The organism is Pseudomonas sp. E1BtOHC1, from assembly GCF_058744285.1.
Map to the genome: position 1 here is coordinate 1,899,541 of NZ_CP196023.1, position 24,564 is coordinate 1,924,104.

General features: G+C 63.1%; 24 protein-coding genes and 1 pseudogene. 15 read left to right on the plus strand and 10 right to left on the minus strand.

Annotation, left to right across the window (positions count from 1 at the left end):
• Positions 1 to 3: 3 nt before the first annotated feature.
• The 3 genes from ACSSVC_RS08705 to ACSSVC_RS08715 form a co-directional block, all read right to left on the minus strand.
• Complete coding sequence (locus tag ACSSVC_RS08705; RefSeq protein WP_346633583.1) at positions 4 to 471, minus strand: GNAT family N-acetyltransferase; 468 nt, start codon at positions 469 to 471, stop codon at positions 4 to 6.
• Between the two features lie 56 nt (positions 472 to 527).
• A complete protein-coding gene (locus tag ACSSVC_RS08710; protein WP_492612183.1) occupies positions 528 to 1,340 on the minus strand; it encodes a class I SAM-dependent methyltransferase in 813 nt (270 codons plus the stop codon).
• Positions 1,341 to 1,414: 74 nt separating this feature from the next.
• The gene (locus ACSSVC_RS08715; RefSeq protein WP_346633581.1) at positions 1,415 to 2,218 is read right to left on the minus strand and encodes a SirB1 family protein; all 804 of its coding nucleotides are present in this window, start codon (positions 2,216 to 2,218) and stop codon (positions 1,415 to 1,417) included.
• Positions 2,219 to 2,400: 182 nt separating this feature from the next.
• Here ACSSVC_RS08715 and ACSSVC_RS08720 point away from each other — a divergent pair, with 182 nt between their 5' ends.
• Positions 2,401 to 3,420: a Leu/Phe/Val dehydrogenase gene (locus ACSSVC_RS08720; protein WP_346633580.1), complete on the plus strand. Its 1,020-nt coding sequence runs from the start codon at positions 2,401 to 2,403 to the stop codon at positions 3,418 to 3,420.
• Positions 3,421 to 3,782: 362 nt separating this feature from the next.
• Entirely contained in the window at positions 3,783 to 4,208 is a 426-nt protein-coding gene (locus tag ACSSVC_RS08725) for a hypothetical protein (RefSeq protein ID WP_492612184.1), read from the plus strand.
• Positions 4,209 to 4,385: 177 nt separating this feature from the next.
• Here the strand turns inward: ACSSVC_RS08725 and ACSSVC_RS08730 are convergent.
• A pseudogene (locus ACSSVC_RS08730) lies at positions 4,386 to 4,640 on the minus strand (YebG family protein); the annotation flags it as partial.
• A 266-nt stretch (positions 4,641 to 4,906) separates the two neighbouring features.
• On the opposite strand from ACSSVC_RS08730, the gene ACSSVC_RS08735 reads away from it, so the two are divergent.
• On the plus strand, positions 4,907 to 5,407 hold the full coding sequence (locus ACSSVC_RS08735; RefSeq protein WP_047283972.1) for a phosphate-starvation-inducible protein PsiE: 501 nt from the start codon (positions 4,907 to 4,909) through the stop codon (positions 5,405 to 5,407).
• Here the strand turns inward: ACSSVC_RS08735 and ACSSVC_RS08740 are convergent.
• From ACSSVC_RS08740 to ACSSVC_RS08750, 3 genes are all read right to left on the minus strand, one after another.
• The gene (locus ACSSVC_RS08740) at positions 5,404 to 5,721 is read right to left on the minus strand and encodes a DUF3509 domain-containing protein (RefSeq protein ID WP_346633578.1); all 318 of its coding nucleotides are present in this window, start codon (positions 5,719 to 5,721) and stop codon (positions 5,404 to 5,406) included. The two genes, ACSSVC_RS08735 and ACSSVC_RS08740, sit on opposite strands and share 4 nt — an antisense overlap.
• 219 nt (positions 5,722 to 5,940) lie before the next feature.
• On the minus strand, positions 5,941 to 7,236 hold the full coding sequence (locus ACSSVC_RS08745; RefSeq protein WP_492612185.1) for a serine/threonine transporter: 1,296 nt from the start codon (positions 7,234 to 7,236) through the stop codon (positions 5,941 to 5,943).
• Between the two features lie 63 nt (positions 7,237 to 7,299).
• Positions 7,300 to 8,676 (minus strand): L-serine ammonia-lyase, encoded by a 1,377-nt coding sequence (locus tag ACSSVC_RS08750; protein ID WP_492612186.1) that lies wholly within the window; start codon positions 8,674 to 8,676, stop codon positions 7,300 to 7,302.
• 135 nt (positions 8,677 to 8,811) lie between these two features.
• Between ACSSVC_RS08750 and ACSSVC_RS08755 the strand changes: the two genes are divergently transcribed.
• Complete coding sequence (locus ACSSVC_RS08755; protein WP_346633576.1) at positions 8,812 to 9,759, plus strand: LysR substrate-binding domain-containing protein; 948 nt, start codon at positions 8,812 to 8,814, stop codon at positions 9,757 to 9,759.
• A gap of 213 nt (positions 9,760 to 9,972) precedes the next feature.
• On the plus strand, positions 9,973 to 10,380 hold the full coding sequence (locus tag ACSSVC_RS08760) for an HPF/RaiA family ribosome-associated protein (protein ID WP_123727515.1): 408 nt from the start codon (positions 9,973 to 9,975) through the stop codon (positions 10,378 to 10,380).
• A gap of 67 nt (positions 10,381 to 10,447) precedes the next feature.
• On the opposite strand, the gene fecA is transcribed toward ACSSVC_RS08760, so the two are convergent.
• The 3 genes from fecA to ACSSVC_RS08775 all read right to left on the minus strand — a co-directional run bounded on the left by fecA (position 10,448) and on the right by ACSSVC_RS08775 (position 14,431).
• Positions 10,448 to 12,808 carry a TonB-dependent Fe(3+) dicitrate receptor FecA gene (fecA, locus tag ACSSVC_RS08765; protein WP_492612187.1) on the minus strand — a complete coding sequence of 787 codons (2,361 nt, stop codon included), beginning with the start codon at positions 12,806 to 12,808 and terminating at the stop codon, positions 10,448 to 10,450.
• A 130-nt stretch (positions 12,809 to 12,938) separates the two neighbouring features.
• On the minus strand, positions 12,939 to 13,904 hold the full coding sequence (locus tag ACSSVC_RS08770; protein WP_446439035.1) for a FecR domain-containing protein: 966 nt from the start codon (positions 13,902 to 13,904) through the stop codon (positions 12,939 to 12,941).
• A gap of 8 nt (positions 13,905 to 13,912) precedes the next feature.
• Complete coding sequence (locus ACSSVC_RS08775; protein ID WP_404938255.1) at positions 13,913 to 14,431, minus strand: sigma-70 family RNA polymerase sigma factor; 519 nt, start codon at positions 14,429 to 14,431, stop codon at positions 13,913 to 13,915.
• Between the two features lie 190 nt (positions 14,432 to 14,621).
• Here ACSSVC_RS08775 and ACSSVC_RS08780 point away from each other — a divergent pair, with 190 nt between their 5' ends.
• The 10 genes from ACSSVC_RS08780 (at position 14,622) to ACSSVC_RS08825 (ending at position 24,537) form a co-directional block, all read left to right on the plus strand.
• Positions 14,622 to 14,927: a DUF3649 domain-containing protein gene (locus tag ACSSVC_RS08780; RefSeq protein WP_346633572.1), complete on the plus strand. Its 306-nt coding sequence runs from the start codon at positions 14,622 to 14,624 to the stop codon at positions 14,925 to 14,927.
• A complete protein-coding gene (locus tag ACSSVC_RS08785; protein ID WP_492612188.1) occupies positions 14,924 to 16,510 on the plus strand; it encodes a PepSY-associated TM helix domain-containing protein in 1,587 nt (528 codons plus the stop codon). Before ACSSVC_RS08780 ends, ACSSVC_RS08785 begins: the two co-directional genes overlap by 4 nt.
• Complete coding sequence (locus tag ACSSVC_RS08790; protein WP_346633570.1) at positions 16,510 to 16,836, plus strand: DUF3325 domain-containing protein; 327 nt, start codon at positions 16,510 to 16,512, stop codon at positions 16,834 to 16,836. The genes ACSSVC_RS08785 and ACSSVC_RS08790 overlap by 1 nt, the downstream gene beginning before the upstream one ends.
• Before the next feature lie 14 nt (positions 16,837 to 16,850).
• Positions 16,851 to 17,426, plus strand: a complete 576-nt coding sequence (locus ACSSVC_RS08795) for an RNA polymerase sigma factor (RefSeq protein ID WP_123727522.1) — start codon at positions 16,851 to 16,853, stop codon at positions 17,424 to 17,426.
• Positions 17,423 to 18,412, plus strand: coding sequence for a FecR family protein (locus tag ACSSVC_RS08800; protein ID WP_337154165.1), 990 nt, complete (start codon positions 17,423 to 17,425; stop codon positions 18,410 to 18,412). Before ACSSVC_RS08795 ends, ACSSVC_RS08800 begins: the two co-directional genes overlap by 4 nt.
• A 168-nt stretch (positions 18,413 to 18,580) precedes the next feature.
• Positions 18,581 to 18,988: an ExbD/TolR family protein gene (locus ACSSVC_RS08805; RefSeq protein ID WP_060837609.1), complete on the plus strand. Its 408-nt coding sequence runs from the start codon at positions 18,581 to 18,583 to the stop codon at positions 18,986 to 18,988.
• A gap of 4 nt (positions 18,989 to 18,992) precedes the next feature.
• On the plus strand, positions 18,993 to 19,763 hold the full coding sequence (locus ACSSVC_RS08810) for an energy transducer TonB family protein (RefSeq protein ID WP_337154164.1): 771 nt from the start codon (positions 18,993 to 18,995) through the stop codon (positions 19,761 to 19,763).
• A 43-nt stretch (positions 19,764 to 19,806) separates the two neighbouring features.
• Positions 19,807 to 22,047, plus strand: a complete 2,241-nt coding sequence (locus ACSSVC_RS08815; RefSeq protein WP_346633568.1) for a TonB-dependent receptor family protein — start codon at positions 19,807 to 19,809, stop codon at positions 22,045 to 22,047.
• A gap of 28 nt (positions 22,048 to 22,075) precedes the next feature.
• Positions 22,076 to 22,720 (plus strand): MotA/TolQ/ExbB proton channel family protein, encoded by a 645-nt coding sequence (locus ACSSVC_RS08820; RefSeq protein WP_161466216.1) that lies wholly within the window; start codon positions 22,076 to 22,078, stop codon positions 22,718 to 22,720.
• 113 nt (positions 22,721 to 22,833) lie between these two features.
• Entirely contained in the window at positions 22,834 to 24,537 is a 1,704-nt protein-coding gene (locus ACSSVC_RS08825) for a bifunctional metallophosphatase/5'-nucleotidase (RefSeq protein ID WP_492612189.1), read from the plus strand.
• The last annotated feature ends 27 nt before the right edge of the window (positions 24,538 to 24,564 follow it).

Consider the following 24,564-nt stretch of genomic DNA (forward strand, 5'->3'; position numbering starts at 1 on the left):
GGTTCAGCGTGCCAGGTGCTTGATCATCGGCACGCAGGCCAGGGTCAGGCCCCGGGGTGACTGGTACTGGGCGATTCGCTCGCCGACGAAACCGCAATGACGGTAGAAGTCGGCGGCATTCAAGGTCGAATCCAGGATCAGGTGCGGCAGCTCGGCTTGCTGTGCCCGCTCTTCAAGGTACGCCATCATCTGCCGGCCAATCCCCTGGCCCATGTAGGCCGGGTCGACGAACACTGCGTCGACCTGTCCGGTCTCCAGGTCGAGCAGGCCGCTGGCGGTTACCAGGTCGTCGATGACGGCCACGTAGCCGGTGCTTTCAACCACTTCGATGAAGTAGTCCGCCAGGCTGCCGGCGGTCCAGATCTGCAAGTCGGCGTCGGGGTAGTGGCCGCGGCACTGGTGGTTGATGGCTTGGTTACGAATGTCGAAGACCCGTTGCGCGTCATCGCCATGAGCTTTTCTGATCAGCATGCTGTACCCGTTCCGTGGAGTGAGCCGAGCATCCTGCCAGAGCCCGGGAGGGGCTGTCATGCGGCCCTGGCCTGGATCAGCAGCAGCCCCCAGCCGGTCAGCAGCGTACCGTCCGCTCGCAGCAAGGGTTGCATGGCCTTGTGCAGCTCGTCCTTCAACAGTGTGCAGGTGGCGGGTGTCAGGCGGTCAAGGTCGTAGGTTTCCCCCAGGGCGTCCCAGAACTCCTCGAAGGTGGGGGTCCATTCAAGGTCCAGTTCTTCGAATTGCACGTCACGGAAATGGCGCGCCAACAGCTCTCGCCAGCCACTCTGGGACTGGGTACGTGGGTCCACCAGAGGCAGGGGCGCTAGCCGGTCGCGTTGGGCGGCGGCACGAAAGGCTTGCAAGTAGCGCAGGCCCGGTTCGCCGAGGAGAAAGCTGCGGCCGACGATGGCCGACAGTTGTCCGCCCCGGGCCAGGACTCGATGCACCTCGGCCAGTACCTGTTCGATATCGCTCATGAGCATCAGCGCCAGGTGCGAGACCACGGCGTCGATGCTGCCGGTGGCCAGGGACAGGGATTGGGCGCGCTCATTGAGCAACACACTGCGCTCCCCGAGACGGGCGCGTGCAGCCTGCAGTTCGGTGCTACTCATGTCCACGCCGATCAATCGCGCCTCGGGGGACTCGCTGGCTAGCAGGTCCAGCAGAAAACCGTCGCCGCAGCCCAGGTCCAGGAGTTGGGCGCCAGGCCGAGCGGTGGCGAGTGTGGCGGTCAGCATGTCGTAGGAGGAACCGCGTCCCGGCAGGCTCAACCCGGAAAAGGCCGGTGGCGTGGTGCCGGGGCGCCGCTGGTGAAAGTCCTGAAGAAAGCGTTCGGCACTGTTCATGCTGTTCATCCTTGATGCAAGCGGTGAGTGGAGGTGGCGCGCGGGTATTGTTGCACGCAAGCAGTGCCCAGCTCTCAATGGACGATGTTGTTGGGCGGCAGATGCCCCAGACGTTCGGTCAGGCGCAGACGTTGGATCGGGTCGTCGCTGAGCAGCAGCGCGTGTTCCAGGTCGAAACGCTCGGCATTCGGGCACTCCAGGCGTTGATAGAGGCTGGCCCGGGCCAGGTAGTCGGCGGCGCTGCCGTTGCCCAGCTCCAGCACGCGCTCGGCATTGATCAGGGCCCCCAGGTTGTCGTCGTAGGACAGGTGCAGCTGGCGCAGGTTGCGCGACAGGCGCTGGAACATCTGCAGCGGCTCGGCACTGGCCAGGTGTTCGGCGCTGAGCTTGATATGGGCGCCGTACTGGCGTTGCAGCAGTTCCCGGCAGTCGGCGGGGTACAGCCGGCGTCCGCCGCAGGGGTCCAGCAGATGGTCGGCGCCGGGCACCCGCAGCAGAAAGTGCCCGGGGAAGTTCACCCCCACCAGGGGAATCTGCAGCCGTTGTGCCAGCTCCAGAGCAATCAGCGCCAGGGCCAGGGGTTGCCCGCGGCGCGATTCCAGGACCTTGTCCATCAGCGCCGCCTGGGGACGCAACGGAAGGTGCTCGTCCTGCTGAAAGCCCAGGTCGTTCATCCGCCGCAACAGTGGCTGGCCCAGTTCGTTCGCCGGCAGATGAGGCAGGCTGCTGCCGATCTGCAGCTGGATCTCCTTGAAGGCTTCCAACTGACGCTCGGGCACCAGTTGCGGTGCATGTTCGGCGGCAATCCACAGGGCCGCTTCCAGCAGGGCTGGGGGCGAGCGGTGCAGGCAGGCGAAAAAGGCTTGGCGCGGGTTCATCTCAACCTCCGACGGATGCCTCGTTTTAGCCTCGTGGCGCAGGTTCGTCCAGTGCTGACACAGGTGGTAGCAGGTTATTTCCCAAAGCCTGCAAATGCCTGCGGCTTATTCCAGCGTGGCGCAGCAAATTCCAGGCGCAAGCCTATACTGGCGACTACAAGAAGTGATTCGGGAGCCCGTCGATGTTCGCTCTCATGCACAGCACCCGCCTTGAATCGCTGCACCTCAGCGTCGACCCCAGCACCGGGTTGAAGGCAGTGATCGCCATCCACAACAACCGCCTGGGGCCCGCCCTGGGCGGTTGCCGTTATCTGGCCTACCCCGACACCACCAGTGCCGTGGAGGACGCTGCGCGACTGGCCCAGGGCATGAGCTACAAGGCGGCCCTGGCTGGCTTGCCTCAAGGTGGCGGTACCGCGGTGATCATCCGTCCCGCCCATGTGGAAAACCGCGCGGCGCTGTTCGAGGCCTTTGGCCGTTGCATCGAGCAACTGGACGGGCGCTACATCACCGCCATCGACAGCGGCACCTCGGTGGCCGACATGGACTGCATCGCCCAGCAGACCCGATACGTCACCAGCACCAGCGCCGCCGGAGATCCGTCGCCCCACACTGCCATGGGGGTGTTCGCCGGGATTCGCAGCACCGCCATGGCCCGCCTGGGCAGCGACAATCTGGAAGGTCTGCGGGTGGCGATCCAGGGCCTGGGCAACGTCGGCTACGCCCTGGCCGAGCAACTGCACGCCGTCGGGGCCGAGCTGCTGGTCAGCGACATCGATGCCGGCAAGGTGCAGTTGGCCATGGAGCAACTTGGGGCGCATCCCGTCGCCAATGATTCGCTGCTCAGCACCCCTTGCGACATTCTCGCCCCCTGCGGTCTTGGCGCCGTGCTCAACAGCCTCAGCGTGGCCCAGTTGCGCTGCGCGGCGGTGGCCGGTTCGGCCAACAATCAACTGACCAACCTGCAAGTTGCCGATCAACTGGAACGGCGCGGGATTCTCTATGCGCCGGACTACGTGATCAATTCGGGTGGCCTGATCTATGTGTCCCTCAAGCATCGCAATGAGGAACTCCCGGTGATCACGGCGCACCTGTCGAAGATCAGCCTGCGGTTGACAGAGATCTTCGCCCACGCCCAGGCGGAAAAACGTTCCCCGGCGCGGGTCGCGGACGAACTGGCGGAACGGGTGCTGTACCGCTAGGCCTCCCTGTCTTAACCCTGGGGCCTGCCCTCTGTAGTATCTGGGCCCGGGCAAGGTTGCAGGGCTGAGCCCAATCCCTCACGGCCCCACTGACAAGGAATGTATTCGACGATGCCTCAAGTGCTCGATAGTGGTCTGGATGAGCAGTTGTCTTCGCTGTTGCGCTCAGGTGCGGATATTCGATCGATACGCCAGCTTCTTGTGCGGTACCGGGATAGGGGCTTTGGCGCGCAGGCTGTGTACAACTTTCTGGCGTCGTTCAGGCATGACGCATCGGATGAACTCGAAGACAGAGTCCTGGAAGCCATGGATATAGCATCCGGATATTGCCCGCCAGGCTGCCGGGTGTGGGAGGTCGCGCCGTGACCGCAGCCAATACGGACAATCTATCGAGCAGGTGTTCTGTCAGGGATCTGCAGTTGTACGCTGCGGCGTGCCTGGAGGCTTACTGCCTGAGTAAAGGTATTGCTCATCCTGCTGTAGATGACTTGATAAAGCACCTTGAGGACTACCCGGAAAAAGATCGTTTACTGGCCTGGGACAAGGCCGGAGCGCAACTGGCATTGAATGGACGAGGGGATGACTTGCCACCGAGTCTTGTTGCTTTGATAGCGCCTGAAGATATCGAGGCGTTCTCCAGTATCGTCGACAGCGCGGTTGAGGTTGGAATGGTCGACCTGTATGGAGGTGCGACCGATTTGCCCGTGATGTTCATGGGCCAGATCACTGCGATATTGCGTCGCAACCTTATCGATTTGCCCGAGCCCCAAGGCGCGTCAGTCGTTTAACCGGCGGCTGCATAACGGGCGCTCCATGATCGGCACACATGAAAAAAGCCCTGTGCCATGGACACAGGGCTTATTCAATTCGCGTGAAGCCTATTTCGCAGCCTTGGTTGCTTTCGCCGGCTTGGTCGGCGCCTCGACTTCAGCAGGTTGCTGCGCTTGAACCACCTCCACCCCGGGAGCGGGGGCGCTGAGCAACTCGGACAATGCATCCGGCTGGCTCTTGAAGGCCCTGGCAAATACATCGCGGTTCTTCGCCATGTAGATCCCGGCTTCTTCCACTTGTTGTTCGCTCAGCGACGGCACTGCTTTTTGCAACACTTGCGCCAGCACTTCAGCCAGTTCGAGCATTTTGTCATGACGGTCAGCTTCGGCTTTATCCATGAACAAGCGCTCCAGATCTCGGCTGCTGCGGTATACCACTTCGACGGCCATTCACCACCTCACATGCCTTCACGATAATGGGTCTGTATAAATACTGTATCTATATACAGGTCGAGAGAATAGGCGAAACCTTTTCCCTTGGATAGTGGCTTTTTAATGTAGACGGAATTTTTTTCCCGGGCCGATTGTTACGCGGCCGTGCCTCGTTGCGGGCGGCCACCATCTCATTGACGGCTCCTGGCCTTTTTTCTGCATGCAGAACAACCGTCACGTCCAATCCGCATCATCCGGTCGAACCGACCTAAGGAAGAACCATCGTGAAAATCAATTGGGCCGAGAACCTGCGGCAGAACGTCCATCAACTGGCCGAGTCCCTGGGCAACCTGTTTGTCGAGTCGTTCCACTACCTGGCGCTGTTCGCCATCGGAGCGGTGACCGCCTGGGCGGCAGTGATGGAATTCCTGCAGATGATCGAGGCGGGCCACATCAAGATCGATGACATCCTGCTGTTGTTCATCTACCTGGAATTGGGGGCGATGGTCGGTATCTACTTCAAGACCAACCACATGCCGGTGCGCTTTCTGATCTACGTGGCGATCACTGCGCTGACCCGGCTGCTGATTTCCAACGTTTCCCACCACAACCCGCCGGACCTGGGGATCATCTACCTGTGTGGCGGGATTCTGCTGCTGGCCTTCGCCATTCTGGTGGTGCGCTACGCCTCGTCGCAATTTCCTTCGGTGAAGATCGAGCATCCGCAACGCAAGATCGGCGCGGGCTCCGGCGAGCACCCGGAAGTGGAGAAAGGCGAGCTCTAAAACCTCAAGGCCTGGGGCGCAGGCTTTTGGCCGACGGGCGGCAGCAGTGCGAGGCTGTCGCCATTGGTCATGGCTTCGAGGATGGCTACGGCGCTGTGGCCTTGCTCGATGGCGATGCCGAATTGAATGCTTTGCACCAGGCGCTTGATGCGCTGCGGGTCATTGCGCTGGGCTGCGCTGATCATGCGCTTGGCCACCACCCGGCCGGCCTGGGACAGGGTCAGCATGATGCTGCCGTCCAGGCCCTGGATGCTCAGGTTGACCTGATAATCCGGGGTGAAGGTGTCGGTAATCAGTTGAAAGGGGTTGTCCATGATGCGTCACCGCCTGATTGGATCGTGCAGTCATTGACTGGCAGGGCGCGGAATTAGTTCGCGATTCCAGACCGCTGACCGGTCGTTTGCCGAGGCTTGCCTACGTCCGTGTTGCTCAAGGATGAACAAAGCAAGGGGCATGCCGGGAACCTCGACGGGCAATGATTGCGGGGACAAAAAAGCGGACCACAAGGTCCGCTTTTTTTATTCCTGCCCGTTTCAGGGCACGACCGAGTAAATGATCGCAGACAGTGCGATCAGGCCGATCAGCACCACGAACAGGTTCGACAGTTGACCCGAATACTGGCGCAGCGATGGCACGCGCCGGATCGCATACATCGGCATCAGGAACAGCAGGCAGGCGATCACCGGTCCGCCCATGGTCTCGATAATGCGCAGGATGCTCGGGTTGAAGGTGGCCACGGCCCAGCAAGTGAGGATCATGAACAGCGCGGTGATCTTTTCCAGGCGGGTGGACGACAGCGAGCGCCCCCGCAGGTTTTTCACGATCAGCCCCTGGAAGCCTTCGCTGGCGCCGATGTAGTGGCCCAGAAACGACTTGGTAATGGCCACCAGCGCGATCAGCGGTGCGGCGTAGGCAATCACCGGGGTCTGGAAGTGGTTGGCCAGGTACGACAGGATCGAGATGTTCTGCTCCTTGGCCGCCGCCAGGTCCGCCGGCGACAGGGCCAGCACGCAGCTGAAGCAGAAGAACATCACCGTCAGCACCATCATGGTGTGGGACATGGCCAGGATGCCGCTGCTCTTGCGCTCGGCCTGGGCGCCGTAATGGCGCTTCTGATCCACGGCGAAGGCCGAGATGATCGGCGAGTGGTTGAAGGAAAACACCATCACCGGAATCGCCAGCCACAGGGTCTTGAAGAACAGCGGCAGGGGCATGCCCTCGCTGGCCGAAGCGAAGAACGCGCCGTTCCAGTTGGGGATCAGGCTCAGGGCCAGCAACAGCAGGGCGGCGACGAAGGGATAGACCAGCAGGCTCATGGCCCGCACGATCACGCCCTGGCCGCAACGCACAATCGCCATCAGCCCGAGGATCAGCAGCAGCGACAGCAGCGCCCGGGGCGGCGGCGTCAGGTGCAACTGGTGCTCCATGAAGCTGCTCAGGGTGTTGCTCAGGGCCACGCTGTACACCAGCAGAATCGGGAAGATGGCGAAGAAGTAGAGCAGGGTGATCAGCTTGCCGGCACCGACCCCGAAGTGTTCTTCCACCACCTCGGTGATGTCCCCGGAGCGTCCGGAGAGGACGAAGCGGGTCAGGCCGCGGTGGGCGAAGAAGGTCATGGGGAAGGCCAGCAGCGCCAGTACGATCAACGGCCAGAAGCCACCGACCCCGGCGTTGATCGGCAGAAACAGGGTGCCGGCGCCGATGGCGGTGCCATACAGGCCAAGCATCCAGGTGGTGTCGTGCTTGCTCCAGCCTTGCCGGGCTGTTGCGGTGTCGCGTGATGTGGCTACAGCGGGATTTTCGGCAGCAGGTGTGGGTACATCGGTCATCGGTATCGCCTCGTTATTATTTTTGCTCGGGCTCACGTGTTACGGACGGTCAGGGAAGGCTCCTCAGCATTCCACCCAGCTCACCGCCAGGCCGCCCCGTGAAGTTTCTTTGTATTTGTCATGCATGTCGGCGCCGGTATCGCGCATGGTGCGGATCACCCGGTCCAGGGAAATGAAATGCTTGCCGTCACCGCGCAGGGCCATCTGGGTGGCGTTGATCGCTTTCACCGCGGCAATTGCGTTGCGCTCGATGCAGGGCACCTGCACCAGGCCGCCCACTGGGTCGCAGGTCAGGCCAAGGTTATGTTCCAGGCCGATCTCGGCGGCGTTTTCCAGTTGCTCGGGCGTGGCACCGAGGACTTCCGCCAGGCCCGCGGCGGCCATGGCGCAGGCTGAACCCACTTCACCCTGGCAGCCGACTTCGGCGCCGGAGATGGAGGCGTTCTTCTTGCAGAGGATGCCCACTGCCGCGGCTCCCAGGAAAAAGCTCACGACGTCGTCGTCAGAGGCCTGGGGATTGAACTTCATGTAGTAGTGCAGCACCGCCGGGATGATCCCCGCCGCACCGTTGGTAGGGGCGGTGACCATGCGTCCGCCGGCGGCGTTTTCCTCGTTGACCGCCAGGGCATAGAGGTTGACCCACTCCATGGCCGAGAGGGTCGAGGTGATGACATTCGGCTTGCCGATTTCCAGCAGGCTGCGGTGCAGCTTGGCGGCGCGCCGCGGTACATCGAGGCCACCAGGCAGGATGCCTTCGTGGCGCAGGCCCTGTTCCACGCATTCGCGCATCACCGACCAGATATGCAGCAGGCCGCTGCGGATTTCGGCGTCGCTGCGCCAGGCTCTTTCGTTGGCCATCATCAGCTCGCCGACGCGCAACTGGTGGGTCTTGCACAGCGCCAGCAGTTCAGCCGCGCTGTTGAAGTCGTAAGGCAATTCGACGCTGGCGCCGGCTTCGGTTCCGGCCTCGACCTGGGCCGCTTCGATGATGAACCCGCCGCCTACCGAGTAGTAGGTCTGCTCCAGCACGATGCCCTGCTCGCCGAGTGCGGTCAGGGACATGGCATTGGGGTGGTAGGTCAGGCTTTGGTCCAGCAGGAGCAGGTCCTGTTGCCAGTCGAAGGCGATGTTCCTGCGCCCCCCCAGCAGCAATTGGCCGCTGTCGCGCAGTTGCTGGATGCGTGGGCCGATGCTGCCCGGATCGATGCTGTCGGGCCATTCGCCCATCAGCCCCATGACGCTGGCGCGGTCGGTGGCATGGCCGACACCGGTGGCGGAGAGGGAGCCGTAAAGGCGGATCTGCACCCGCTGTACCTGATCCTCCAGGCCCAGGTCGAACAGCGCCTGGGCGAAAGTGGCGGCGGCGCGCATCGGGCCCACGGTGTGGGAACTGGAAGGACCGATACCGACTTTGAAAAGATCAAAAACACTGATAGCCATGCTAAAGCCTTACAAGCAATGGAAGGTGGATCGCTGCCATTTTTTGTAGGCCAAGCGCAATGTCGGCGATACTGCCCGGGTCGGTCGATACTGACCAACGAAACTTCCTAAGAGATCCTTTAGCAGGACTAAACGATGAGCCGTCAGTTTCATGCCCAGACCTATGTCTGGCTGCATGTGTTTTCCTGTGCCGCGCGGCACCTGTCCTTTACCCGTTGTGCCGAAGAACTGCACATCACTCCCGGGGCGGTCAGCCAGCAGATCCGCCAGTTGGAAGAGCGCCTGGGTTTGCGCCTGTTTCACCGTCGGCCCCGGGGTGTGGAACTGAGTGCCGAAGGCCAGCGGCTGGCGCTGACGGTGAGCGAGGCCTACGGCAGCATCGATGCGGAACTGCGGCGCCTGGACGCGGGAATGATCAGCGGCACCCTGCGCCTGCGTTCGATCCCCTCGTTTCTTGGCAAGTGGCTGACGCCCCGTTTGCCGCGGCTGCAACAGCGTTATCCGGAGATCCAGCTGCGGCTGGTGGCGGAGGACAGCAGCGTAGCCCTGCATGAAGGCGACTTCGATCTGGCCATCGATCTGAACGACGGCAGCTACCCCGGCTTGCAGTCCACTGCGTTGCTGGACGAGCAGATCTTCCCGGTCTGCGCACCGACTCTGCTAAGGGGCCGTCCGCCGTTGCACGGACCGGCGGATCTGGCGCATTTTCCATTGCTGCACGACATCACCGCCTGGCGCGGCAGCTATGAATACGCCGAATGGGAGTTCTACCTGAATGCCATCGGCTTCGAAGGCGCGGATGTGCGTCGTGGCCATACCTTCAACCGCAACCACCTGACCATCGAGGCGGCGATCGCCGGCATGGGCGTGGCGATTGCCCGGCGTACCCTGCTCAATGACGAACTGGAGCGCGGCACCCTGATCGTGCCTTTCGGTCTGGCAGTGCCCAACCACAAACGCTACGTGTTGCTCTATGCGCCGGGCGCCCTGAGCCATCCGGGTGTGCGCGCGGTGCATGACTGGCTGGTGGAGGAAGCGGAGATCTTTCGCGGTTTGCACCCTCTGGGTGAGGGGCAATTGTGAGGGTTTGAGCGAGGAAGCTGAATCGAGTCAACTCCCGACCTTAACAGCGCCTTTGCAGTTTGTCCGGCTTTATTTGCGTATGAATATTTATCTTTTTTAAGGGGTTGAAATGTTCGCCGCCGTGCCTAATTGTGTAATCAAGAGGTCACGAAATGCAGGTTCCAACACACTGCCTTGACCCTCTTACGAGCAAGCTGAAATAAGGGAAGAACTATGCAAATCCAAGTCCATAGCGATAACCATATTCAAAGCAGCCTTCGGATGGAGGAGTGGGTGCGCAGCACCGTTGAAAGCACGCTCGAACGCTACGAAGAAGACCTGACCCGGGTAGTGGTCCACCTGCGGGACGAGAACGGCGGCAAGTCAGGTCCGGACGACATGCGCTGCCAGCTGGAAGCCCGTCCAAAAGGTCACCAACCGATTTCCGTGACCCACAAGGCCGACACCCTGGAACAGGCCCTCGATGGCGCCACCATCAAGCTGGAAAGTGCCCTGGAGCACATGTTCGGTAAACTGCGCGGCAAACGTGCGGCGGCGGTGCCCAGCAGCGATGGCACCGAGGCGGATGCCCTGCTCGAAGAAGAATTCCTGGAAAACCAACAGGCCGCGCTCAATAGCTGACGGCTGAGTTTCTCCCCCAACCAACGGGCCTGCATTGCAGGCCCGTTTTGTTGTGGGCGAGAAAAAGTCAGAACGCCACTGAAGTCTGTACGTAAAGGGTGCGCGGCTCACCCACGTACTTGCCCTTGTTGTTGTCGTCGAAGGAGCGGGTGAAGTACTGGTGGTTGAAGATGTTCTTCACGCCCACCGCGACATTCAGGTCCGACAGCTGCGGACCGAAGTCGTAGCCGGCGCGAGTGCTGAACAGCATGTAGCCGGGGATGCGGCCGTTGCTGCCGTCAACGCTTTCGCGTGACGTGTTGGCGTTGTCGGCGAACTGGCCGCTCTGGTAGCTGCTGTCGAGGTTGAGCTTCCACGGACCTTCGGTGTAGCTCACCCCCAGGGTGCCCTTGTGCTTGGAGGAGAAGGGCACGCGGTTGCCCTTGTTCGGGCCGTCCTCACGAATCGTGGCATCGACGTAGGCATAGGTGGCGTAGACGTTGAAACCGGCCAGCGCCGGATCGAGGCCGTCCAGGGCGTAGTTGATGCTGCTCTCGATGCCCTGGTGGCGGGTTTCACCCCGGGCGATCACCGTGTCGTTGGTCTGGTTGCTGTCGTACTGGTTGTCGAAGTTGATCAGGAAGGCGCCGATCTCTGCCCGCAGGGTGCCGTCGTCATAGCGGGTGCCCAGTTCCCAGGTACGGGCCTTTTCCGGTTTGACCTCGCCGCTGGCCACGCGGTTGGGCATCTGGCTGTACTGCACGCTGCCGAAGGAGCCTTCGGTGTTGGCGTAGAGGTTCCAGCTCTCGTTGAGGTGATACATCACATTCAGCGCCGGCAGCGCGGTGTTGTAGTCGCCTTTGTATTTAACATTGGTGAGGTTGTTGCTCTGCTGCGACTCGATCATCTCGTAGCGGATGCCCGGGGTCAGGGTCCACTTGCCGATATCGATCCGGTCGTCGACGAAGAACGCGTGGGCCTCGGTGCCACCGCGGGTATCCCGGTCGTTGCGGCTGTTGGTGGTGGGCAGTTGCTGGTTGGCGGTCAGCGGTGTGCGATAGCGCAGTTCATGCCCGGCTTCGTTGATGTAGCGGTAGCCGACGCCCACTTCATGGCTGCTGTCCCCCAAGTCGAAGCCCTGGGCGAAGCGGGTTTCCAGGCCACGTACCCAGTACTCGCGGGGTGACAGGGAGAGGAAACTGCCCTGGTCCAGATAGCCGCTGCGCAGGGTCTTGGTGAAGAAGCTGTTGACGGTGAACTCCCGGCGATCTTCCTGATAGCGATAGCCGACGTTGAACATCGTGCGTCGACCCCAGAATTTGTCATAGGGACGGGTGGACTGATACGGGTCGGCCTTGTAGTTCGCCACGTTCAGGCCACCGGGCATGTCCGCTTCACCCTCGTAGTACTGGGCCATGGCATTGAAGCTGTTGGCCTCGTCGAGCTGGTACTTGCCCTTGAGGATCAGGTCGTCGATCTGCGTGTCGCTGTGTTCGCGCCAGTCGCCGCCGCGGGTGCCGGAGTACAGCAGGGCGCCACCCAGGCCGTTGTCGGCCGTGCCGCCGGCCAGCAGGTTGGCGCTGGTCTTGAAACCGTCATGGCTGGAGGAGGGGCTGGTCTCGGTCTGAAAACCACCCTTGACCGTCGGTGCGTCGGGAATCGCCCGGGTCACGAAGTTGACGATGCCGCCGACGTTCTGCGGGCCGTAGCGCACGGCGCCGCCGCCACGCACCACGTCCACGGCATCCATGTTGCCCATGCTGATGGGGGCAAACGACAGTTGCGGCTGACCGTAGGGGGCGAAGGGTACCGGGATGCCGTCCATCAGCACCGTGGAGCGCGAGGCCAGACGCGGATTGAGGCCGCGAATGCCGAAGTTCAGGGCCATGTCGTGGCTGCCGGTGCCGTTGTTGTCCGGTGCATTGACCCCGGGAATCCGATTGAGCACGTCCCGGGCCTGGGTCGCGCCCTGACGCTCGAACTCTTCCCGCCGAATTACGTCCCGGGCGCCGGGGTGCTCGAAGACATCGCTCTGCTGGGCATCGCCGAGCCAGTCACCGACCACGCTGGAGGCTTCCAGCTGCACCGACGCCGGGGCAGTCTCGGGGCTGGCCGGTTGCAGGCTGAAGGCGTTGCTGCCCTCGGCTCGGGCTTGCAGGCCGGTGCCTTGCAGCAGGGCGTCGAGGCCTTGCTGCGGGCTGTACTGGCCTTCCAGGCCATGGCTTTGCACACCGCTGGTGACCTGTGAACCGAAGGAAATCAGCACCCCGGCTTGCCGGCCGAACTGGTTCAGCGCGTTCTCCAGTGAGGTCGGGGCAATGTGATAACTCTTGGCCTGGGCCTCGGCGGCTTGGACCAGGGGCAGGCTGGCCAGGCTCAGGCTTGCCCCCAGCAGCAGGTGACGCAGGGTGCGGGCCAGGGGCGTGAGGCGGGTGGGTTGCTCGGTCATGAACGGTGATCCTGAGAAGGGGGAATCAAGGTGGCTTTCCTTCTCTGTCACCCGAGCCCTGGAAAACGGCTCAGCTGAATTGAAAGTTTTTTCCCGGTATGGAAAACACTCAGCCAATCACCGGCCAGACTTAGGCCCGCGCCTGGACGGTGACCCAATAACGGGTAAAGCGCCGCACCCGCACCGGCAGGCTGATTTCCAGCAGCTCGAGAATCCGCTCGCTGTCATCCAGGGGATAACTGCCGGAGATCAGCAGGTCCGCCACCTGGGCGTCGCAGTTCAACTGGCCACGACGGTAGCGCCCCAACTCGTCGAGGAAATCCGCCAGGCGCATATGGGCCGCCACCAGCATGCCTTCGCTCCAGGCACCGCTGCCGGCATCCAGGGCCCGGGGCGGTTGCCAACTGCTGTGGGTGAAATTCAATTGTTGTCCGGCCGCGACTTGAGGCGGCAGTGCGCTGTAGTGCGAAGGCGTCACACTGACCGTTCCGGAAAATACCGCCAACTGACTGTGCTCCTTGAACTGGCGCAGGTTGATCCGTGCGGCAGCGGGTCGTACCTGCCCCTGGGCGGTCTGTACCAGCAGCGGCCGGGCGTCCTTGCCGGCGCTGAGCATGATCTCGCCCTCCAGCAGGCGGATCAGTCGTTGCTGTGCATCGAAGCGCACATCCACCGCGCTGCTGGTGTTGAGCTGCAACTGGCTGCCATCGCTCAGTTGCAAAGTGCGCCGCTGGCCCAGGGAGCTGCGGTAGTCCGCCAACAACGGCGGCAGCGGGTTGTGTTCCCGCAGGCCCCAGGCGGCGGCCGAGCCGGCACCGAGAATCAGCAGCAGCTTCAAGGCCTGGCGCCGGCTGGCGGACTTCGGCGCATTCAAGGCCGCGTGGGCCAGGGGCGAGGACAAGCCGCGCAAGCGCTGATTGACCCGTTGAATATGCTCCCAGGCTCGCTGATGTTCGCTGTGGGCGTCGTGCCATTGCTGCCAGGCCGCTTGCTGGCGCGGGCTCAAGGCGCCGCCTTGCATTTCGATCAGCCAGTGCACGGCCTGTTCGGCCACGGGGTTGCTGAAGTCGGGCTGGCCATTGAGGTGTGGATTCATCGAGGCGCTCACAGGGCGAAATAGCAGCGCATGGCGGCTTTGTTCAGATGACGTTTGACCGTGGCGATGGAGATGTTCAATTGCTCGGCAATCTGGCCGTAGGTCAGGCCATCGAGCTGACAGAGCAGAAAGGCCCGCTTGACTGGGCGTGGCAGGCCGTCGAGCAAGGCGTCCAGCTCCATCAGGGTCTGCAGGATGATGGCCCGCTCCTCCTCGGAGGGGGCCACCTGCTCCGGCATCTGCGCCAGGGTTTCCTGATAGGCCCGCTCCAGGTCCTGGCGTCGGAAGTGGTTGAACAACACCCGTTTGGCGATGGTGGTGAGAAACGCCCGGGGTTCGATCAGGGTCGGAGTTTCCCGGGCACTGAGTACGCGAATAAAGGTGTCCTGGGCCAGGTCGGCGGCACTGTGGGGGCAGCCGAGCCGGCGCCGCAGCCAAGTGTTCAGCCAGCTGTGATGGGCTTGGTAGAGGCCTTCGACGGTAGCGCAATGGGACAAGTCGGACGCTCCTGCACCGATAAGGCGCATAAGAGAACAAGAATTGTTCGCATTGTAGTGGTGCGACATGGCATTCGGCAATCAGCCCGGACCGACGGAAACGAACGGCTTTGTCAGTGTTTTTTTGCGCATGAGAATATTTATCATTAGTATTGTCCGCCTGTTTCTCCCCGACGGCCTGTGCAGTGCCCCGGGCATCCCCTCGCTTCAAGGTTCAAACATGAAAAGCAAGGCCGGCGGAATTCCCGCTTCCTATCGTCTGGCAGTGGTGTCGCGGGTCTGTGCCGCGGTCCTGGGTGGTTATCTGCTGGCGGCGCTGTCCAGCGTCTGCCTGACCCTGCTGCTGCCCATTCCCAGGGCCGACGCCGTGCTCAGCGGGATGATGGCCTCCTTTGTGTTCTATCTGCTGGCGGTGCTCTGGTGTTTCTCCTGTCGCACTGCCTGGCAGGCCTGGTTCGGCCTGTTGCTGCCAAGCCTGGTGCTGGCGCTGGTCGCCGGCAGCGCCTATTGGGTGGCATTGCCATGAAGGAAGGTTTCCGTCAGTCCATGGCCTGGCTGCACACCTGGGGCGGGCTGGTGTTCGGCTGGTTGCTGTTCGCGATTTTCTTCACCGGGACCCTGTCCTACTTCAAGGAAGAAATTACCCACTGGATGCAGCCGGAAGCCCCGGTCCGGGCCGTGAATGCCGATACCAGCCTGGATCGCGCCCAGCGTTACCTGGAACAGCACGGCCAGGGTGCACAGCGCTGGTTCATCAGCCTGCCCGATGCGCGCCAGCCGCTGCTGTCGGTGGCCTGGCAGGCGCCGAGCGCCCCGGGCGAGCGTGGCGACTTCACGGAAAAACTCCTGGACCCCAGCACCGGCAGCGAACTGCAGGTGCGCGATACCCGTGGCGGCGAGTTCTTCTATCGCTTCCACTTTCAGTTGCAAATGCCTTATCCGTGGGGGCGCTGGTTGTCGACCCTGGCCGCCATGGTGATGTTCGTGGCCCTGATCAGCGGCATCATCATCCACAAGAAAATCTTCAAGGACTTCTTCACCTTCCGGCCCCGCAAGGGCCAGCGCACCTGGCTCGACGGGCACAACGCGGTGGGCGTGCTGGTGCTGCCATTCCACCTGATGATCACCTACAGCAGCCTGGTGATCTTCATGTCCATGGTCATGCCGGCGAGCATCCTGGTGGCGTACAAGGGCGACAGCAGTGCTTTCTTCAAGGACTTGCGGCCTGCCAGCAACAGCACCCCGGCGGCCGGGCAGCCGGCAGCGCTGACGGCCCTCGACCCGCTGCTCAAGCAAGCCCTGGAGCATTGGCCGGGGGGCCATGCGCAGCGGCTGGTGGTCAACCACCCGGGGGATGTGAACGCCTCGGTACACGTCATGCGCCACAGTGCCGACCGGGTGGCCCGGGATCTTGGCAGCACCGTGTCGTTCAACGGGGTCACCGGCCAGCCGTTGGAGGCCAGCCCCGAACAGTCCCTGCCCATGGCCATCGGCGGCAGTTTCTATGGTTTGCACATGGGCCTGTTCGCCGGTCCGGTGTTGCGCTGGCTGTACTTTATCTGCGGCCTGGCGAGCACCGCGATGATCGGCACCGGGCTGGTGATCTGGCTGGGCAAGCGCCAGCTCAAGCACGCCAAGAGCGGGGTCATGCCCTTTGAGCTGCGCCTGGTGGAAGTGCTGAACATTGCCAGCATGTCCGGGCTGGTACTGGCGGTGGCCGGCTTCTTCTGGGCCAACCGGCTGTTGCCGGCAGCCTTCGCCGAGCGCGCCGACTGGGAGGTCAACAGCTTCTTCATCCTGTGGGGCCTGAGCCTGGTGCATGCCGTGGTCCGGCCCGGGCGGCGAGCCTGGGTCGAGCAATTGAGCCTCGCCGCCTTGCTGTTCACCTGCATCCCCTTGCTGGACGCTGTGACCAGCCCGAGCCTGATGGACGGCTTCATGGTGCGTGGCGACTGGATGCTGGCGGGCTTCGACCTGGCCTGCCTGAGCAGCGGCCTGTTCCTGGCCTGGGCGGCGCGCAAGATGCATCGCGGCCAGCAAGCACCGGCCCGTGCCGCGCCCCGTGCGGCACGGCAACGGCCACTGGCCCCTGAAACCGAGGTGAACTGATGTTGCTGGCGCTGCTGCTGTGTTTTGCCGGATTCACCGGCCTGTGCCTGTCCCTGGACCGGCATCACGGCGAGCTGCTGGGGCACAAGCCCACGACTCGGCGCCGCCATGGCCTGCGCCTGGGAGGCTGGTTGCTGCTGGGCCTGTCGTTGGCGGCGGCAGTGCAGGACACCGGCTGGAGCCTGGGGCTGGTGCAGTGGTGCGCCGTGCTGATGTGCAGTGCCTTGCTGCTGGTGTTGCTGCTGCCCTATCGCCCGCGTCTGGTGCTGTCGATGGCGGGGGCCAGTCTGTTGGCCAGCCCCCTCGCGGCCCTGGCCCAGTTCTGAGGGAGCGGCCCGTGATGAGCGCCCTGCCGCCGGAGCCCGGCGATCTGGATCACCCCGATCTGCGGGGCAGTCGTGCGCATTTTCTCCAGGTGTTCCTGTCCCAGCGTTCGCAGATGGAAGCCCTGGTCAGCCGCCGGGTCGGCTGCCGGGCCACCGCCGCGGATCTGGTGCAGGACCTGTTCCTGCGCTTCTGGCGCCGGCCTCTGGTGCAGGTCGAAGAGCTCAGCACCTACCTGCTGCGCTGCGCCGGCAACATCGCCATCGATCATTTGCGCAGCGAAGGTGCACGGGTGCGGGTCAGTGAAGGCTGGCTGCCGGAGCAGCAGGACAACCAGGGCTGCGAGCCCCAGGCCGCCCTGGAAGCCGGCAACGACCTGCGGCACGTGGAGGCCGCCCTGCGCAGCCTGCCGCAGCGGACCCGGCAGATCTTCCTGCTCAACCGTATCCACGGGCGCAAGTACGCCGAGATCGCCAAGGTCATGGGCCTGTCCCAAAGCGCCGTGGAAAAACATATGATGCGCGCCCTCGAAGCCTGCAAGGCCAGCCTGCGGGAACCCTCGACCACGCGCACGCCAAGGAATGCACCGTGAATCAGCGCTCCAGTGTCATCCCGACGCCCGCCCAGGAACAGGCCGCCCTGGCCTGGCTGAGCCTGCTTCACGACCAGCCCAGCAGTGGCGACCAGGCCACCTTCAGCCAATGGCTGCAGGCCGATCCGGCCCACGTCGAAGCCTATGCCCAGGCCCAGGTGCTGTGGGAGTTGAGCGAACAGCCGGCGCGGACCCTGGCGGATGAAGACGCCCTGGCCCTGCAGGGCCTGCTGCGCGCCATGGATGGAGCCAGGGCTCGGGCCCGGCGGCGCTGGTCGGCGGGGTTGGCCATGGCCGCCAGTGTACTGCTGGTGGTCGCCCTGGGCGCCGGCTGGCAGCCGGGCCGTTGGGTCGATGACCTGGGAGCCGATTACGTTTCGGCACCGGGCCAGGTCCGCACGGTGATTCTTGCCGACCAGAGTCAGGTAACCCTGGACGCCGACAGCGCCATTGCCGTGGACTTCAGCCGCGGCGAACGGCATGTGCAGCTGCGTCGTGGCGCTGGTTTCTTCAGCGTCAGCCACACCGGCGCGCCCTTTGTGGTAGCGGCCGGGGAGGGCGAAGCGCGGGTCCTGGGCACCCAGTTCGAAGTGCGTCTGCAAGCGGACGGTGCCCAGGTTACGGTGCTGTCCGGGCGTGTCGGGGTCACGGCTGCCCAAGGCGCGGCGCAGCAGGTGCTCGGTGCCGGCCAGCAGGTGGCGTACGGTCATGGTCAGGCGACCCCGTTGCAGGGTGTCGACAGCGAGGCGCAACTGGCCTGGCGCCAGGGTTGGCTGAACTACTACCACGCGCCCCTGGCCGTGGTGGTGCAGGACCTGCGGCGCTATTTCCCCGGACGCATCCTGCTGCTCGATGACCAACTGGCAGAGCGTCGGGTCAGTGGCAGTTTCTCCAGCAAGGACCCTCAGGCGGTCCTAGATTCCCTGCAGGCGGCCCTGGGCTTCGAACAGCACCAACTCCTCGGCAGGCTCATAGTCCTGCGCTGAAAGGCCCGTCCCAGAGCTCCCGAACATTCATCGATATCACACGGATCTGTCACCAAATCGTTACATCAGGCGCGGATGATCTGCGGATTCCTGAGCACATGGTCAGGATCGGCGAGGGTTGTGATTCAGCTCTCACAAGGGAGGGAAGGCTGAAGCGGGAGCAAGACGATGCGCAGCTGGGATGTCGCTAAAAAGAAGAAGGCCCACATCGAAATCATTCCGATGATCGATGTGATGATGTTTCTCCTGGTGTTCTTCGTACTGATCAGTCTCAACGTGATTCCCGCCGTGGGAATCAAGACGCAGTTGCCGGTCGCCAGTACCGCGCAACAATTGAAGCCGCAAAACAAGGCGGTGATTACCCTGGGCTTGCAAGAACGCCTGCAACTCGACGGCCAGGATCTGGATGAAGGGGCGCTGTTGGCACAACTCAAAGTGCTGAACAACGGCAGCGAAAAGTTGGTGATCATTATTAATAGCGATCAGGGTGTTGAAGTTAAACGCCTGGTTTCGGTGATGGACTTGCTCAAGGGCAATGGCTTCTCTTCCGTCTCCATCGCTACGCGCAAGTCCTGACGCCATGTTCGGTTTATATAGAACTCGCAAGTGGCTTGCGTGCCTGCTGCCGGCCGGCCTGCTGTTTCTGCTGATCTATGCCAGTCAGTTGCAACAGTTGCAGATCAAGCCGGTGTACGACGAAAGCACGGTGGAAATTGCCCTGGTGGATGCGGCGGAACTGGTGGCCGCGGCAGAGCCGCCACCGCCTGAACCCGAGCCGCTGCCGATCGAGCCCGAGCCACCGCTGGTGGTGCCCGACGAAGAACCGCTGGTGATCGAGCCGCCCAAGCCCAAGCCGGTGGTCAAGCCCAAACCCCCAGCGCCCAAGCCGTTGCTGGCCAAGCCGCAACCGCCCAAGCCGGCTCCGGCTCAGGTGGCCAGGAGTGCCCCCGCGCCGCAGCCGGCGGTGGTTGCAGCGCCGCAACCGGCGGTGGCGCCAGCGGCTCCCGCACCGGCTCCGGCCCCCGCACCCGCGGCGCCCGCCAGTGCCATCAAGGAAAGCCTGTACACCGCCGCTTTGCGCAAGGAACTGGAAAAGCACAAGCAATACCCCAGTGGCCGCGAGGCCTCGTTGCAACGTCCCCAGGGCGATGTAGTGATCTGGCTGGAAGTCGATCGGGCCGGCAACGTGCTCGACAGTGGCATCGAAAACAAGGCGCCGAACATGTTGCTCAATCGCGCCGCGCAAACCAGTTTGCGCCGCGTGGAGAAAGTTTCACCGTTTCCCTCGGACGCGTTCTCCGGCAAGAACAAGCAACGTTTTACCGCGACCTTTAGTTACAACGTGGAATAAACCCATCACCTATTAACGAAAGTTGTAAGCAAGGGATTGACCCGTGAAGATCAATAAACTTTATGCCCTGCTTCTGGCATCGGGCCTGGGCAGTTTTGCGCCATTGGTTATGGCCGACGATACAGTGGACGTCGGTTCGGTGAACGTTGCCGGTAAACAGACCCTGGGCAACGGCCACATGATCAAGGAAGAAAGCGCCAAAGGGCGCTCCACCGTGACCAAGGAGGCCATGGATCAGATGGCCCCCACCGCCAACGCCGTGGACAAGCTCAAGTACACCCCGGGGATCAACGTCTCCAGCACCGATGCCACGGGCCTGAGCGGCACCAACTTCACCATGCGCGGGATGAACTCCGACCAGGTCGGGCTTTCCGCCGACGGCTTCCCGATCAACGATTCGGGGGACTACAGCATCTACCCGAACCTGATGGGCGACCCGGAGAACTTCAGTGAAGTCTTCGTCACCCAGGGCTCGTCGGAAGCCGACGGCCCGCACATCGGCTCCAGCGGCGGCAACATCGGCCTGGTGACCGTGCGCCCGACCAAGGACTTCGGCGTGTTCGCCAAGCAGTCCATCGGCTCGAACAACGTGCGCAAGAGCTTCGCCCGTCTCAACACCGGTGACTTGGGCGGCTTCAAGACCTGGGTCTCGGCGTCCCACACCGAGGGCGACAAGTGGCGGGGCAAGGGCACCCTGCGGGCCGACAAGGTCGAGTGGAACACCCTGTTCGAAGACGGCAACGGCAACTCCACCAATGCCATCGTCAAGTACAACCTGCAGGAAAACTACAACTACAACAGCCTCAGCAAGGCCCAGTTCCAGAATCAGGGCCGGCGCCTGGACTACTCGGAAAGCACCGTGTTCAAGAACGGCAGCGTGTCCCAGTCCTACAAGCTCAACCGCAACCCCTTCGAAAGCGTGACCGCCTCGGTCACCCAGCGCTTCCAGCTGCGCGATGACCTGAGCCTGACCTTGAACCCGTACTACGTGTGGTCCAACGGCGGCAGCTTCAGCGGCCAGACCGCCACCAGCTTGTCCGCCTCGTCGAACAAGGCCGGCAACTACAACCTAGCCGGCTTGCCCAGCGGCACCTACTACCGGCCTTCGTGGACCGAAACCTGGCGCCCCGGGATGACCACCAAGCTCAAGTGGGACCTCAACGAAGAGCACAGCCTGGACGTCGGCTACTGGTACGAGCGCGCCCGCCAGCGCCAGACCCAGCCCTTCATCGGGATCAAGGGCAATGGCGCACCGGAAAATGTCTGGGGCGACTACAACGGTTCCGACCAACTGGTGGACCGCAACGGCGCCACGGTCCAGGGCCGTCACCAATACACCGTGACCCCGGCGCAGAAACTCTGGGTGCAGGACACCTGGCAGGCGACCCCGGACCTGACCCTCACCGGGGCTCTGGCCTACCAGTACGTGGAACGTGACGGCAACAACCTCGGCAGCCTCACCGACAAGCCGGAAAAACGCGACGCCAAGTACCACGAGTTCCTGCCCAGCTTCAACGCCAAGTACCAGATCGACCCGAGCAACCAGGCCTTCTACAACGTCACCCGCAACATGCGCACGCCGCCCAACTACGTGCTCTACAACAAGGGTGATTCCATCAGCCTGAAACCCGAGCTGAGCTGGAACCAGGAACTGGGCTGGCGCTACAGCGAAGAGAACATGGCCCTGAGCGCGACCCTGTTCTACATCAGCTTCAAGGACCGGCAGATCTCCACCACCGACGTCAACGGCGACTACGTAGTGGCCAACGTCGGCGAAGTGAAGAACCGCGGCCTGGAGCTGGAGTGGAGCGGCAAGTTGCCACACAACTTCAACTACTACGCCTCGTACACCTACACCAAGTCCGAGCAGATGGACGACCTGAGCAACAAGAACGTGCTGCTGCCCACCTCCGGCAAGCAACTGGCCAACGTGCCGGAAAACATGTTCAACCTGAGCCTGGGCTACGACGACTCGCGCTACTACGGCAACGTCGTCGGCAAGTACGTCGGCGCCTTCTACGGCGACCTGACCAACGACGAGAAGATCGCCGGACGCACCGTGGTGGATCTCAATGCCGGTATCCACTTGCCGGTGGACAAGAAAGTGCTGAAGTCCGCGACCCTGCGCTTCTCCATGCTCAACGTATTCGACAAGGAATACCTGGCCTCGACCCGCACCGTGTCGTTCAACACCCAGCGCACCAATGGCCTGGCACCGAGCACCGCCTACTACAACGTCGGTGAGGAACGCACCGCGATGGTCTCCCTGGAAGCCGGGTTCTGATCCGCTTCAGGCACACGAGGAAATGACGATGGACATGAATCTGCTGCACGACATCACCTTCTACACCATGTACGGCGCTGCTGCGATTGCCGCCTTTATCGCGGTAGAGCGGGGCATCTACTTCAGTTTCAGCCTGCGCCAGGCGAAGAAACTGGAGGCCGTGCTCAACCCGAAGATGCACAGCGTCGACGACCTGCCCGCCGAACTGCGTGAGCGCAACAGCCTGCCCCTGGAAATGGTCGCCGAGCTGTTTGCCCACAAGCAGGGACTGGCCAGCCACAAGGACCTGGAAGACCTCAGCGAGTCGATCTACATCGCCACCCGCAGCAAGCTGATGCACGGTCTGTGGCTGCTGGAAACCGTGGTCACCGCCGCGCCCCTGCTGGGGCTCTTGGGCACCATCCTGGGGATCATCGACACCTTCAAGGCCTTGGCCGAGACCGGCGTCAGCGATCCGGGCGAAGTGTCCAAGGGCATCGGCACCGCGCTCTACGCCACGGCCCTGGGTATCGCCATCGCCCTGGGCAGCATGATCTTCCACAACCACTTCCAGGACCGGGTCGAGCGCATCACCGACCACCTGAAGATCCTCCTGCTGCGCGCCGGCATGGGCACCGCGCTGAAAGCTCCAACGGCCGCACCAGCGGTGCATGGCGGCCTGCAAACCGCCTGATGAGTTGCCCTCTGTAGCCGCTGGTGATCGACGCTGGGGCCCCTGTTGTTCAGGGGGCTGCGCCGGCTGATCACCAGCGGTCTTTTTTTGCCGATTTGCCAAGGACTCTATCCATGTCCCGTCTTCGTCCCATGCCCCGGATGCTGGGTGCACTGACCCTGGCCCTGGTCACCCTGGCCGGTTGCAGCTCGGTGCCACGCGAGCCGCAACCGGTGGCGGTGAACATCGTCGCCATCAACGACTTGCACGGCTACCTGCAGGCCAACCCCTTCAGCGTCAAGGATCCCCAGGCCCCCGGCGGTGTGCGCAAGCTGCAGGCCGGGGGCATCGCCACCCTGGGCGGCATGCTGACCCAGTTGCGCCAGCAGGACCCGCAATTGCTGTTCATCGGCGCCGGCGACCTGGTGGGCGGCAGCCCGCCGCTGTCGGCCATGTGGGCCGACGAACCGACCCTGGAAGCCCTGCGCCACATGGGCATGAAGCTCAGCGCCATCGGCAACCACGAACTGGACAACGGCAAGGCCGAGTTCCTGCGCCAGCTCAACGGCGGCTGCCAGTCATCACGGCCGGACAAGGCCTGCCAGTTCCGAGCGAATTACCCGGGCAGCGGTTTCCCCTACCTGGCGGCCAACCTGCTGGACAGCGACACCGGCAAACCGCTGTTGCCGGCCTATCGCATCGAAGAGGTGCGCGGGGTCAAGGTGGCCTTCGTTGGCGCGGTGCTGCGGGACGTGGCTTCGGTGGTCAGCGCCAAGGGTATGCGTGGCCTCAAGGTTGCCGATGAAGCCGAATCCATCAACCAGCTGATCCCCGAGCTCAATGCCCAGGGCGTTAACGCCATCGTCGCCGTGGTGCACCAGGGCGGCGCGACCCCGGAACCGTTCGACAAGCAGGACTGCTCGCAACTCGGCGGCGATATCGTCGACGTGGCCAAGCGCCTGGACCCGGCGGTGGACGTGCTGATCAGCGCTCACTCGCATCAGGGCTACCTGTGCAAGGTCGGGCCATTGCTGGTGACCCAAGGCAATTCCTACGGCCACCTGCTGACCCATCTGACCCTGCAAGTGACCCCGGGCCAGCACCGGGTGGCGAGCATCCAGGCGCTCAACCTGTTGGCCGACCCGGCCCGTTATCCACAGGACCAGGACTTGGCGAAGCTGCAACAGGAGGTCGAGGCCCGCAGCAATCAGGTGCTGCTCCAGCCGGTGGGGGCGATTGCCGCCTCGCCGATTGCCCGGCGCGCCGACAACGCCGGGGAAATGCCCATCGGCGACCTGATCGCCGATGCCCATCTGGCGGGGGGCCGGGCCAACGGTGCGCAAATCGCCTTCATGAATACCGGCGGCATTCGCAGCGATCTGGCCCTGGAGCCGGGGCAGACCCAAGTGAACTACGGGCAACTGGCGACCCTGCAGCCGTTCAACAACAACCTGATCGCCTTCGACCTCACGGGGCGGCAGATCGAACAGGTGCTCAACCAGCAATGGAAGGGCGCGGACGATGCCAATATCCTGCAAGTGTCCCAGGGCTTCAGCTACCGCTGGGATGCCAAGCGTCCGCTGGACAGCCGCGTGGTGCCGGGCAGTGTGCGTCTCAATGGCCAGCCACTGCAGGCCGACGGCAGCTACCGGCTGGTGATGAATGGTTTCCTGGCCGACGGCGGTGACCGCTTCAGTCTGTTCAAGAGCGGCCTGAACCGCAGTGACCTGGGGGTTTCCGACCTGGAGGCGATGTTGCAGTACCTCAAGGCCATGGACCAGCAGCGTAAGCCGGTGGGTTCCAGCAGCAGCGCCGGGCGTATCCAGCGCAGCAACTAGCGCCCTGCGATCCCTGTAGCCGCCGGT